This is a genomic window from Stenotrophomonas sp. 78350_Sma, assembly GCF_056482105.1.
This window is the reverse complement of sequence record NZ_CM151182.1, coordinates 3,219,987-3,232,230: the sequence shown is the minus strand read 5'-3', so window position 1 is coordinate 3,232,230 and position 12,244 is coordinate 3,219,987. Positions and strand designations below refer to the sequence as shown.

The following is a 12,244-nucleotide window of genomic DNA, read 5'->3' as shown; positions in this document are numbered from 1 at the left end:
CATGACTGCCACGTTGTCGCCCTCTGGCCGATCGTTGCTGTCCACAGGACGACATGCCACGACATCGGTCCCACGGCCTCATCGGTTTGCTAACGTGGCTGCGCCTTCGAACCGGGAGATCCCATGTTCCGCCAGACCGTGGCCGTCCTTGCCGTGCTGATTGCCGGCGCCCTGCCCATTGCCGCGCCCGCCGCGCCCGCGCAGCCACCGATCTTCGGTGCCTACTACCCCGGTGGTTCGGCCGAGCGCTACCCGGTGTCGAGCATTCCGGCCGAGCGCCTCACCCACCTGTTCTACGCGTTCTCGACCATCGAGGACGGGCGCTGCACGATCGGTGCCGAAGCGCCGAAGAATTTCGCTGCGCTGGCCGAGCTGAAGAAGGCGCACCCGCACCTGCGCACGCTGATCTCAATCGGCGGATGGGGCGCAGGTGGATTCTCCGATGCAGCGCTGACCGAGGCCAGCCGCAAACGGTTGGTGGATTCGTGCATGGCGCTGTTCTTCGATCGCCACGCCGGCAGCTTTGATGGGGTGGATATCGACTGGGAGTTCCCGGTCAGTGGCGGCCCCAGGGAGCTGGCGCACCGTCCGCAGGATCGCGCCAACCTGACCCGGCTCGCGCAGGCGTTCCGCGTGGCACTCGATGCGCGCGGTCGCAAGGCGGGGCAGCCGATGCTGCTGACCGCCGCGCTGGCCGCCGGTCGCCTGCAGACCGATGGCCCCTACGATCCGGCCGCCAGCTACGACCTGCCGGCGCTGGCCAAGGTGTTCGATTTCATCAACCTGATGAGCTACGACATGGGCACCGGCTTCTCGGCGGTGTCGACCTTCAACGCGCCGCTGCATGAGGTGGCGGCCGACCCACTGGCACCGGAGCTGCGGCGCTGGAACAACGTGGCCGGCGCGGTGCAGTACTACCGCGAGCACGGCGTGCCGGCCGGCAAGCTGGTGCTGGGCGTGCCGTTCTACGGGCGCGGCTTCAAGGTCACCGGCGACGCCCCGGATGGGCTGTACCAGGCCTACAGTGCACCGGCCGATGCCGGCGACTGGCGGGTGATCAAGGCGCGCTATCTCGACCAGCCGGGCTGGACGAAGCACTGGCAGCCGCAGGCACAGAGCCCGTGGCTGTACAACGCCGCGCAGAAGATCTTCATCAGCTATGAGGACCCGCGCTCGATCGGCCTGCGTGCGCAGTTCGCGCGCGAGCAAGGCCTGGCCGGCGTGTTCATGTGGGAGCTGACCGGCGACGACGAACAGGCCAGCCTGCTCAACGCCATGCTCGCCCCGTGGCAGAAGGCACGCGTCGGCGATTGAGCCACCCGCTGGCGGTGGGTCATGCCCGACGGATGCCGCAACGTCATCGGCCCAACCCCGCACATCGAAGCAATGCCCGCAGCGCTAGGCTGCGGGCATGATCCATCTCGAACGCCTGGACCATCTGGTCCTCACCGTGGCCGACATCGAACGCAGCTGTGATTTCTACCAGCGCGTGCTCGGCATGCAGGTCGTGCGCTTCGGCGCCGGCCGTACCGCGCTGCAGTTCGGCCGGCAGAAGATCAACCTGCATCCGGCCAGTGCCCCGCTGCAGCCGCATGCGCTGCAACCCACGCCGGGCAGCGCCGATCTCTGCCTGATCACACGTACCGCCATGGCCGATGTGCTGGCGCACCTGCAGGCGCAGGTCGTCGCGGTGGAGGAAGGGCCGGTGGCCCGCACCGGCGCACTGGGTCCGATCGAATCGGTGTACTTCCGCGACCCGGATGGCAACCTGATCGAAGTCAGCCGTTACCCGGACGAAGCGCACCTGCTCCGATAGCGCCGGGCCATGCCCGGCAAGGCTTCAGTTCGCCCAGACGCTGTTCGGATCGCCGTTGCGGGCGCGATGCTGGCTGGCGACTGCCAGGCGGGCGAAGCCAAAGGCCATGGCCAGCGCGATGGCATCGATCCAGAACAGCGGCCAATGGCCCTGCGCGGCGGCGCGCCACAGCCAGTCGCCACTGAGTGTGCCGTGCAGCACCGGCACCAGCGCGGTGCTGATCGCCGCAGCCCACAGCAGCTCGCGTGCGGCCTGTGCCGGGCGGCGCAATGCCGCCCACAACGCACAGGCTGCCCAGCTGCCGAAGCAGGCCCAGCGGATGCCGTGATCGACCGCCGCCGGTGCCAGCCGTTCCAGCACCAGCGCGCTGGCGAATGCCACCGAGATCGCCACGCACAGGCCGATGCACACGCCGACCGTGGCCCGCGCCATGTTCACACCGGCGCGTGGCTGCTGCGGCTGGCGTCGCTTGCGCCGCGACTCGATCCACAACAGGTTGCCGGAGTAGAACAGGAAGGCGCCGCCAAGGCCGAGCAGGAAATACAGCCAGACCACCACGCCGTTGCCGAACTCGCCGAAGTGCAGCGCATAGGCGGCGCTGAGCGTGGCGTGGTTGGCGTCACGCTGGCCCGGCAGCTGGGTCGCCAGTACATTGCCGGTGGCAACGTCCAGCGCCACGGCGCCGAGTGGGCCGAGCGTGCCAGTGGATTCACCGGTGATCTCGATGGTGGCGTTGGCGTCGCCGGCGTTGGCCAGCTTCAGGTAGGCCGGCTCGAAGCTGGTCACGCCCTGCGCGCGTGCTACTTCCAGCGCCCGCGCATGCAGCACGCGCAGGCTGCCCGGCGGCGACGGAATGCCGGTGGCTTCCCGGACCGGCGCGGTGTCCATTGCTGTTGGCACCGCCTGCAGGGCCTTGCCGTCGAAGATCAGCGGGTTGAGCAGGGCCATCTGCACGAATACCAGGCAGAGCAGGGCGCCGGTCACCGCGAACATCAGGTGGAAGGGCAGGCTCAGCACGCCGATCACGTTGTGCGCGTCCTGCCACAGCTGCTTCAGGTTGCGGCCCGGACGCAGCGCGAACAGGTCACCGAACAGCTTCGGCAGATGGATCACCAGGCCGCTCAGCAGCGCCATGCCATACAGCAGGCTGACAATGCCCATCACGTAGATGCCGGCCACCGGCAGGCCCAGGCTGTAATGCAGCTCGTTGACCAGTTCCGCCAGCCCGGTCTGCGGTGGTGTGGGGCTGCCGGCGATCTGCCCCGGCCAGGCGTAGCGCCAGCTGCCGTCATCGGCCTGCCAGTACGCCAGAGGTTGCGGATGGTCGGCGCCGGGGAAGGTCATGCCGACGTGGCGGCGGGCTTCCGGATGTGTGGCCAGCACGTCCTCCAGCAGGTACTGCGCATCGTCCAGCCCGGCCGGCAGCGCGGTGGCTGCGCCAGGCGTCTGCCACAGCGGCAGGTCGTGGTGGAACAGGGTCAACGCGCCGGCATAGAAGGCCACGAACAGGCCGAAGCCGGCGACCAGGCCGACCCAGGTGTGCAGGGTGGTGAACGTGCGCAGGGTCTGCGAACTGAATTTCATGGGGCGGGTCTCATTGCACCGCGCCGGTGAGGCGCAGCAGCCCGAGCACGGCGAAGCCGGCGGCGGCGCTGCCGGCCAGCACCAGCCAGGCGCGCAGCGCGCTGCGGAAACTGAACGCCCACAGGGCGGCCAGCATCCACAGCGGGATGAAGGCGATCAGGGTCGGCACCAGCGCCCGCTGCCAGGGGCCGGGCGGCAGCCACGCCAGCAGGCCGGTGGCGGCTGCGGCGAGGAGGAAGCCGGCGATGATGCCGGCAAGGGCGCGCGGCCACATCAGGGCGACTCCGTGCCGGGGCGGTGCCAGGCGGCCAGCGCCGGTAGCAGCATGGCGGCCAGCATCCAGGTGCACAGCATCGCCACCAGGCCTGCGGCAAAGCCGAGCTCGGCCATCCACAGCCACAGCGCGGCGGCAGCGGCGACCAGGCCGATCTGGCGGCCCAGGCGGCCGGCGCGGCGCAGGCGCGGCCAGCGGCAGTGCGGCGAGGCGGCATAGAAGGCCAGCGCCGAGAACATCGCTGCCAGCATGCCCAGGCTGCAGAAGCCGAGCGTGGAAAGGCCGACGGTGATCATCGCGGGCGGCCGGCGCGGCAGCGGGCCGGCGAACGCGGGGCACGGGCGGGGCCGGCGGGAGCCGGTCGGAGCGGGTGGCGCATCACGGGGTCCTGGGGGAAAGCGGGCAGGCTGGCACGGGGCGGCCTGCGCCGACATGGTAATCATTGCAATTTCACGCCGCCAGCGAGACCCATTCAGGGGACCGTACGGTGGGCCTTGGGCTTTCCCGTGCACTGGTTTAAGATCATCGCCGAACCCTGACTGGAACAAGGTGGCCCGCGCCCAGCGCCGGCCGAGCGTGTGACATGAGCACTACCACCGCCCACTGTTGACCTGCCCCCGAAGGCCCTGTGTTCCAGGCGCCCTCGCGGCGCTTTTTTATTGCCCGGGCGCCGCCCCGGGAACGCTTTCCAGCCCGCCCCGCGGGCCCCGCACGAAGCCACTGCGATGATCAACATTACTCTTCCCGACGGCAGCCGCCGCGAATTCGAAAACCCCGTCAGCGTCATGGACGTCGCCCAGTCGATCGGCGCCGGCCTGGCCAAGGCCACCATCGCCGGTGCCGTGGATGGCGTGCTGGTCGATGCCAGCGACGTCATCGACCACGATGCCAGCCTGCGCATCATCACTGCCAAGGACGAGGAGGGCGTGGAGATCATCCGCCACTCCTGCGCCCACCTGGTCGGCCACGCCGTCAAGCAGCTGTACCCGGACGTGAAGATGGTGATCGGCCCGGTGATCGCCGAAGGCTTCTATTACGACATCTACTCCGAGCGCCCGTTCACCCCGGACGACATGGCCGCGATCGAGAAGCGCATGGGTGAGCTGATCGCCCAGGACTACGACGTCATCAAGAAGATGACGCCGCGCGCCGAAGTGATCGAGATCTTCAAGTCCCGCGGCGAGGACTACAAGCTGCGCCTGATCGAGGACATGTCCGACGACATCCAGGCGATGGGCATGTACTACCACCAGGAATACGTGGACATGTGCCGCGGCCCGCACGTGCCGAACACGCGCTTCCTGAAGGCCTTCAAGCTGACCCGCATCTCCGGCGCCTACTGGCGCGGCGACGCGCAGAACGAGCAGCTGCAGCGCATCTACGGCACCGCCTGGGCCGACAAGAAGCAGCTTGAGGCGTACATCAAGCGCATCGAAGAAGCTGAAATGCGCGACCACCGCCGCATCGGCAAGCAGCAGGACCTGTTCCACCTGCAGGAAGAGGCGCCGGGCCTGGTGTTCTGGCATCCGAAGGGCTGGGCGCTGTGGCAGGTGGTCGAGCAGTACATGCGCAAGGTCTACCGCAACAGCGGCTACGGCGAAGTGCGCTGCCCGCAGATCCTGGACGTGAGCCTGTGGAAGAAGTCCGGTCATTGGGACAACTACCAGGACAACATGTTCTTCACCGAATCGGAGAAGCGCACGTACGCGGTCAAGCCGATGAACTGCCCGGGCCACATCCAGGTGTTCAACCAGGGCCTGCACAGCTACCGCGACCTGCCGATCCGCTACGGTGAATTCGGTTCCTGCCATCGCAACGAGCCGTCCGGCGCGCTGCACGGCATCCTGCGCGTGCGTGGCTTCACCCAGGACGACGGCCACGTGTTCTGCATGGAAAGCCAGATCGAGTCGGAAGTGACGGCCTTCCACCAGCAGGCGCTGGCGGTCTACCAGCACTTCGGCTTCGACGAGATCCAGATCAAGATCGCCCTGCGCCCGGAATCGCGCCTGGGCGACGACGCCACCTGGGACAAGGCCGAAGGCGCGCTGCGCTCGGCGCTGACCGCCTGTGGCGTGGAATGGCAGGAGCTGCCGGGCGAGGGCGCCTTCTACGGCCCGAAGATCGAGTACCACCTGAAGGACGCCATCGGCCGTACCTGGCAGCTGGGTACGATGCAGGTCGACTTCATGATGCCGGGCCGCCTGGGCGCCGAGTACGTGGACGAGAACAGCCAGAAGAAGCACCCGGTCATGCTGCACCGCGCCATCGTCGGCTCGATGGAGCGCTTCCTGGGCATCCTGATCGAGCACCATGCCGGCCAGTTCCCGGCCTGGCTGGCCCCGACCCAGGTGGTGGTGGCCAACATCACCGACGCCCAGGCCGACTACGTCTCGGGCGTGACCAAAACCCTTGCAGAGCAAGGCTTCCGCGTCAGCTCGGATTTGCGTAACGAGAAGATCGGCTATAAAATCCGCGAGCATACGTTGCAGCGCGTGCCCTACCTGCTGGTCATTGGTGACCGCGAGAAGGAAAATGGGGCTGTGGCGGTGCGTACGCGTTCTGGCGAAGACCTGGGCAGCATGAGCCTGCAGGCCTTCATCGAGCGGCTCCACGCCGAGGGCGCGTAAGCAAAGGTCCGGTCCGGGGGCACAGGCACCCGGGCCGGTTCGATACCCTTGGGAGAACGTAATATCAGCACCCCTGACAACAAACAGAACCGCAAGAATCAGGAAATCCGTGTGCCGCGCGTCCGCGTGATCGGCAGTGACGGAGAAATGATCGGCGTGTTGTCGCGCGACGAAGCGCTGTCCATGGCCGAAGATGAAGGCCTGGACCTGGTCGAAATCCAGCCGCAGGCCGATCCGCCGGTCTGCAAGATCATGGACTTCGGCAAGTTCAAGTTCGAAGCGCAGAAGAAGGCCAGCGAGGCCAAGAAGAAGACCAAGCAGGTCGAGATCAAGGAAGTGAAGTTCCGTCCGGTCACGGACGAGGGCGACTACCAGATCAAGCTGCGCAAGATGCGCGGTTTCCTTGAGGAAGGCGACAAGATCAAGGTCAACATCCGCTTCCGTGGCCGTGAAATGAGCCACCAGGAACTGGGTCGCGAGATGGCCAACCGGATCGAGACCGATCTGGGCGAGGACATCGTCATCGAATCCCGTCCGCGCCTGGAAGGGCGTCAGATGGTCATGATGATCGCGCCGAAGAAGAAGACCTGAGGCCTGACGGGCTGCCTTCCGGGGCGCCTGGCTGAATGGTTCAGGGTAAGGGGGCGCCGCTGGCGTCCCTTTGCTTTTGCGGCAGGCCGGTGAATTGCCGGCGAAAGGGTTGCGGGGGCTGGTGGCAGGGCGGTTTTGCCTGTATCATGCCCGGCTCGACCCACCCAGGACGGGTCGTACGCCGATCATGGCAGGACGGAAAGAGCGGCCCAGGCCGCCGCCAGATCAGTCAGAAACCAGGGTCATATCCCATCAAGGACATTGCAATGCCCAAGATCAAGACCAACCGGGCAGCGGCCAAGCGTTTCCGCAAGACCGCCTCGGGCAAGTACAAGTGCGGCCACGCCAACCGTAGCCACATCCTCACGAAGAAAGCGACCAAGCGTAAGCGTAATCTGCGTCAGACGGGCCATGTCCGTGCAGAAGACGCAGGCCGTCTGGACCGCATGCTCCCTTACCTCTGAGGAACTGAAAAATGGCACGAGTTAAGCGTGGCGTACAGGCGCGTCGCCGCCACAAGAAGATTCTGGATCTCGCCAAGGGCTATTACAACGCCCGTCGCAAGGTCTTCCGCGTCGCCAAGCAGGCGGTCATCAAGGCACAGCAGTACGCCTACATCGGCCGTAAGCAGAAGAAGCGCAACTTCCGTTCGCTGTGGATCACCCGTATCAATGCGGCTGCCCGCATCAACGGCCTGAGCTACAGCCGCTTCATGAACGGTCTGCTGAAGGCCGGCATCACCCTGGACCGCAAGGTCCTGGCTGACATCGCCGTGCACGACGCAGCCGGTTTTGCTGCGCTGGCCGAAAAGGCCAAGGGCGCGCTGGCGGCATAAGTCCTTCCCGATGCCGTAACCGTTCACTCGGAACGGTGTCAGGTCAAGGCAATGCATGGGGAAGGGCGCAAGTCCTTCCCCATTCTTTTTTGGGTCCCGGCGAGGCCACGACGGCAGCGCGGGGACGGCGGTGGCGACAGGGGTCGGCCCTTCGCGCATCGCGATGGCAGATCGACTGGAGTTCCGGCCCCCCATGAGCGACATCCAATCCCTCACCACCCAGGCGCTGGCCGATGTGGCCGCCGCAGAGAGCCCCGACGTGCTGGAACAGCTGCGCGTGGCCCTGCTTGGCAAGAGTGGCAGCATCACCTCGCAGCTCAAGCAGCTCGGCGCCCTGCCGGCCGACGAGCGCAAGGCCGCCGGTGAAGCGATCAACCAGGCCCGCGACGCGCTGACCCGCGCGCTGGGCGAGCGCAAGGCGCTGCTGGAAGACGCGGCACTGGATGCGCGCTTGGCCGCCGAAGCCATCGACATCACCCTGCCGGGCCGCAATGGCGACTGTGCCGGCCTGCACCCGATCACCCGCACCCTGGAGCGCATCACCGGCATCTTCGGCCGGCTGGGCTACGAGCTGTCGGAAGGACCGGAGATCGAGGATGACTGGCACAACTTCGAGGCGCTGAACTTCCCGCCGCACCACCCGGCGCGCGCCATGCACGACACCTTCTACTTCGGCGACGGCCGCCTGCTGCGCACGCATACCTCCGGTGTGCAGGTGCGCTACATGGGCGACCACGCGCCGCCGCTGCGCATGATCGCCGCCGGCAAGGTGTACCGCAGCGACAGCGACCAGACCCATTCGCCGATGTTCCATCAGGTGGAAGGCCTGCTGGTGGACGAGCATTCGACCTTCGCCGACCTGAAGGGCACGTTGGCCGAGTTCGTGCGCGCGTTCTTCGAGCGCGACTTCGAGATGCGCTTCCGCCCCAGCTACTTCCCGTTCGTTGAACCGGGTGCGGAAGTGGACATCGCCTGGCAGCAGCCCGATGGCAGCACCCGCTGGCTGGAAGTGCTCGGCTGCGGCATGGTCCATCCGAACGTGCTGCGCAATGTTGGCATCGATCCGGAGCGCTACACCGGCTTTGCCTTCGGCATGGGCGTGGAGCGTTTCGCGATGCTGCGCTACGGCGTCAACGATCTGCGCGCGTTCTTCGAGAACGACGTGCGCTTCCTGAAGCAGTTCGCGTAACGCACTAGGTAGCGCCGGGCCATGCCCGGCGGACTCAACAACGCAGGCCCAGGCGCATGCGCCGGGCCCACCAGGGTGACACCATGAAATTCTCCGAAAACTGGCTGCGCAGCCACGTCCCGACCTCCGCCCCGCGCGATGAACTGAGCGCGGTGCTGACCGCCATCGGTCTGGAAGTGGAAGAGGTGACCGCGCTTGGCGACGGCCTCGACCACGTGGTCGTGGCACGCATTGTCGAAGCCGTACGCCATCCCGAAGCCGATCGCCTGCAGGTGTGCAAGGTCGATGCCGGGCAGGGCGAGCTGCTGCAGATCGTCTGCGGCGCACCGAACGCGCGTCCGGGCCTGGTCGCGCCGCTGGCGATGGTCGGTGCGCAGATCGGCGAGCTGAAGATCAAGCCGGCCAAGCTGCGCGGCGTTGAGTCCAACGGCATGCTGTGCTCGGCCAAGGAGCTGGGCCTGGACAATGATGCGTCCGGCCTGCTGGAGCTGCCGGACGGCGCACCGGTCGGCCAGTCCCTGGTCGAGTACCTGGGGCTGCCGGACGCCAGCATCGAGATCAAGCTGACCCCGAACCGCGCCGACTGCTTCAGCCTGCGTGGCATCGCCTACGACGTGGCTGCGGCCACCCGCAGCGCAGTGCTGGATTTCGCCGCCGATGCCATTGCGCCGGTCGGCAGCCGCGAACTGTCGATCCAGCTCGACGCCGGCGCCGAAGCGCCGCGTTACCTGGGCCGCGTCATCGAAGGCGTCAACGCCGCCGCCTCGACCCCGCTGTGGATGGCCGAACGCCTGCGCCGCAGCGGCGTGCGTCCGGTCTCGCTGCTGGTCGACATCACCCAGTACGTGATGCTGGAGCTGGGCCAGCCGATGCATGCCTACGACCTCGGCACCCTGCAGGGCAGCATCGCCGTGCGTCGTTCGCGCGCTGGCGAGAGCCTGAAGCTGCTGGACGGTCGCGATGCCACATTGGACGACAGCTTCCTGGTGGTGACCGATGCGGACCGTGCGGTCGGCCTGGCCGGCCTGATGGGCGGCTTCGACACCCGTGTCACCGATGCCACCACCGCCGTGTTCCTGGAGGCCGCGCACTTCGCTCCGGCCGCGATCATGGGCCGTGGCCGCAAGCTCGGCCTGCACACCGATGCCGGCCACCGCTTCGAGCGCGGCGTCGATCCGGCGCTGCCGCGCACCGCCATCGAATACGCCACCCGGCTGGTGCTGGACCTGGCCGGCGGTACCCCGGCGCCGGTCACCGAGGCCGTGCGCGTCGATGACCTGCCGCAGCCGGCGACGATCGAGCTGCGCCGCGCCCGCATCACCCGCGTGCTCGGTATCACCATCGACGACGCCGAAGTCGAGCGCATCCTGCGCGCGCTGGGCATGGACGTGGTCGCCACCGCCGACGGCTGGCAGGTCGCCGCGCCGAGCCGTCGCTTCGACATTGCCATCGAAGAAGACCTGATCGAAGAACTGGCCCGCATCCACGGTTACGAGCAGATCCCGACCACGCTGCCGGGCGGTGCCTCGCGCGTGGCGATGCCGAGCGAGACCCAGCTGGACGCGCTGAGCGTGCGTCGCCAGCTGGTCGCTCGTGACCAGCAGGAAACCGTCAACTTCGCCTTTGTCGACGACGCGCTGCTGACCCAGTGGCAGCTGCGCGACGGCCTGGTGCCGCTGGCCAACCCTCTGTCGGCGGAGTTGGCGGTGATGCGTCCGTCGCTGCTGCCCGGCCTGGTCGCCACGCTGGGCCGCAATGCCGCGCGCCAGCTGGGCCGCGTGCGCCTGTTCGAGATCGGCCGTGTGTTCGCCCAGCAGGCTGGCGACGGCCAGCCCGCACCGCTGGAAACCCCGCGCGTGGCCGCTGCCGTCTGTGGCGATGCGCAGGCGGTGCAGTGGGGCCTGCCGACCCGCAAGGTCGATTTCCATGACCTGAAGGGCGACCTGGAATCGTTGGCCGCCGCCAGTGGCGCGCAGCTGGAGTTCCGTCCGTCGGCCCGTGCCTACGGCCACCCGGCCCGTTCGGCCGAGGTGTTCCGTGATGGCGTGGCGATTGGCTGGATTGGCCAGGTCCACCCGCGGCTGGCCAAGGCGATGGACATCGAAGCCGATGTGTACGCCTTCGAGCTGGACCTGGAGCCGCTGACGGCCCGCCGCCTGCCGCGTGCCGGCGAGCTGTCGCGCTTCCCGGCGGTGCGTCGCGACCTGGCGTTCCTGGTGCCTGAACAGGTGGCCTGGGCCGATCTGGCGGCCACCGTCCGCCAGGCTGCCGGCCCGCTGCTGCGCGACCTGAACCTGTTCGACCGTTACGTCGGCCAGGGCGTCGAGCCGGGATTCAAGAGTCTCGCTATGGGCTTGATTTTGCAGGACAAGTCGCGCACTCTGACGGACCGCGACGTGGATGCGGTGGTGGCCGAGGCGGTCACTGCCATCGAGCGTGAACACCACGCCCGGATCCGCGGCTGAGCGGGCAGCACTCGGGGGTAGCAGGCAATGGCATTGACCAAGGCGGAGATGGCGGAAAAGCTGTTCGACGAAGTCGGTCTGAACAAGCGGGAAGCCAAGGAATTCGTCGACGCGTTTTTCGATGTGCTGCGTGAAGCATTGGAACAGGGACGTCAGGTGAAGCTGTCGGGCTTCGGTAATTTCGATCTGCGGCGCAAGAACCAGCGCCCGGGTCGTAACCCCAAGACCGGCGAGGAAATTCCGATTTCCGCCCGTACGGTGGTCACCTTCCGTCCGGGCCAGAAGCTCAAGGAGAGGGTGGAAGCTTATGCTGGATCCGGGCAGTAACCGCGAACTACCGCCGATCCCGGCCAAGCGCTACTTCACCATTGGTGAGGTCAGCGAGCTGTGCGACGTCAAGCCGCACGTCCTGCGCTACTGGGAAACCGAGTTTCCCAGCCTTGAGCCGGCCAAGCGCCGAGGCAACCGCCGCTACTACCAGCGCCATGACGTGCTGATGGTGCGGCAGATCCGCAGCCTGCTGTACGAACAGGGCTACACCATCGGTGGTGCACGCCTGCGCCTGGATGGCCCCGATGCCCGCGAGGAATCGGCGCTGAGCAACCAGATCATCAAGCAGGTGCGCATGGAGCTGGAAGAAGTGCTGCAGTTGCTGCGCCGCTGATCCCATTTCCATCGTAATCCGCTATACTTCACGGCCCGCCGCACTGGCGGGCACATCGCAGCATCAGTCGGGGCGTAGCGCAGCCTGGTAGCGCATCTGCCTGGGGGGCAGAGGGTCGTCGGTTCGAATCCGGCCGTCCCGACCACTGTGATGAATCAAGAAGCCTGCGCAGCGATGCGTGGGCTTTTTTGTGCGCGCG

General features: G+C 67.2%; 13 protein-coding genes and 1 tRNA gene. 11 read left to right on the top strand and 3 right to left on the bottom strand.

Annotated elements, in window-relative coordinates:
* The first annotated feature begins 123 nt into the window (after positions 1-123).
* Entirely contained in the window at positions 124-1,314 is a 1,191-nt protein-coding gene (locus tag ACZK4H_RS15075) for a glycoside hydrolase family 18 protein (RefSeq protein WP_099551926.1), read from the top strand.
* A gap of 97 nt (positions 1,315-1,411) precedes the next feature.
* Positions 1,412-1,816, top strand: a complete 405-nt coding sequence (locus ACZK4H_RS15070) for a VOC family protein (protein WP_099551925.1) — start codon at positions 1,412-1,414, stop codon at positions 1,814-1,816.
* 24 nt (positions 1,817-1,840) lie between these two features.
* On the opposite strand, the gene ACZK4H_RS15065 is transcribed toward ACZK4H_RS15070, so the two are convergent.
* From ACZK4H_RS15065 to ACZK4H_RS15055, 3 genes are read right to left on the bottom strand one after another with little or no spacing between them, the layout of a single operon-like run.
* Positions 1,841-3,400 carry a PepSY-associated TM helix domain-containing protein gene (locus ACZK4H_RS15065; RefSeq protein WP_099551924.1) on the bottom strand — a complete coding sequence of 520 codons (1,560 nt, stop codon included), beginning with the start codon at positions 3,398-3,400 and terminating at the stop codon, positions 1,841-1,843.
* Between the two features lie 10 nt (positions 3,401-3,410).
* Positions 3,411-3,674 (bottom strand): hypothetical protein, encoded by a 264-nt coding sequence (locus tag ACZK4H_RS15060; protein ID WP_099551923.1) that lies wholly within the window; start codon positions 3,672-3,674, stop codon positions 3,411-3,413.
* Positions 3,674-3,970, bottom strand: a complete 297-nt coding sequence (locus ACZK4H_RS15055; protein WP_005410439.1) for a hypothetical protein — start codon at positions 3,968-3,970, stop codon at positions 3,674-3,676. Before ACZK4H_RS15055 ends, ACZK4H_RS15060 begins: the two co-directional genes overlap by 1 nt.
* Positions 3,971-4,399: 429 nt before the next feature.
* On the opposite strand from ACZK4H_RS15055, the gene thrS reads away from it, so the two are divergent.
* The 9 genes from thrS to ACZK4H_RS15010 all read left to right on the top strand — a co-directional run bounded on the left by thrS (position 4,400) and on the right by ACZK4H_RS15010 (position 12,190).
* Positions 4,400-6,301 (top strand): threonine--tRNA ligase, encoded by a 1,902-nt coding sequence (gene thrS, locus ACZK4H_RS15050; RefSeq protein WP_099551922.1) that lies wholly within the window; start codon positions 4,400-4,402, stop codon positions 6,299-6,301.
* A 48-nt stretch (positions 6,302-6,349) separates the two neighbouring features.
* Positions 6,350-6,892 (top strand): translation initiation factor IF-3, encoded by a 543-nt coding sequence (infC, locus tag ACZK4H_RS15045; protein WP_079222586.1) that lies wholly within the window; start codon positions 6,350-6,352, stop codon positions 6,890-6,892.
* Positions 6,893-7,158: 266 nt separating this feature from the next.
* On the top strand, positions 7,159-7,356 hold the full coding sequence (gene rpmI, locus ACZK4H_RS15040) for a 50S ribosomal protein L35 (protein ID WP_005410436.1): 198 nt from the start codon (positions 7,159-7,161) through the stop codon (positions 7,354-7,356).
* Positions 7,357-7,367: 11 nt separating this feature from the next.
* Complete coding sequence (gene rplT, locus ACZK4H_RS15035; RefSeq protein WP_005410435.1) at positions 7,368-7,727, top strand: 50S ribosomal protein L20; 360 nt, start codon at positions 7,368-7,370, stop codon at positions 7,725-7,727.
* Positions 7,728-7,920: 193 nt separating this feature from the next.
* The gene (locus ACZK4H_RS15030; protein WP_099551921.1) at positions 7,921-8,916 is read left to right on the top strand and encodes a phenylalanine--tRNA ligase subunit alpha; all 996 of its coding nucleotides are present in this window, start codon (positions 7,921-7,923) and stop codon (positions 8,914-8,916) included.
* Positions 8,917-8,999: 83 nt separating this feature from the next.
* On the top strand, positions 9,000-11,381 hold the full coding sequence (gene pheT / locus ACZK4H_RS15025; RefSeq protein ID WP_099551942.1) for a phenylalanine--tRNA ligase subunit beta: 2,382 nt from the start codon (positions 9,000-9,002) through the stop codon (positions 11,379-11,381).
* Between the two features lie 27 nt (positions 11,382-11,408).
* Positions 11,409-11,708 carry an integration host factor subunit alpha gene (locus ACZK4H_RS15020; protein ID WP_005410432.1) on the top strand — a complete coding sequence of 100 codons (300 nt, stop codon included), beginning with the start codon at positions 11,409-11,411 and terminating at the stop codon, positions 11,706-11,708.
* Positions 11,689-12,045, top strand: a complete 357-nt coding sequence (locus tag ACZK4H_RS15015; protein ID WP_005410431.1) for a MerR family transcriptional regulator — start codon at positions 11,689-11,691, stop codon at positions 12,043-12,045. The genes ACZK4H_RS15020 and ACZK4H_RS15015 overlap by 20 nt, the downstream gene beginning before the upstream one ends.
* Positions 12,046-12,113: 68 nt before the next feature.
* Positions 12,114-12,190, top strand: a tRNA-Pro gene (locus tag ACZK4H_RS15010).
* Positions 12,191-12,244 lie beyond the last annotated feature (54 nt).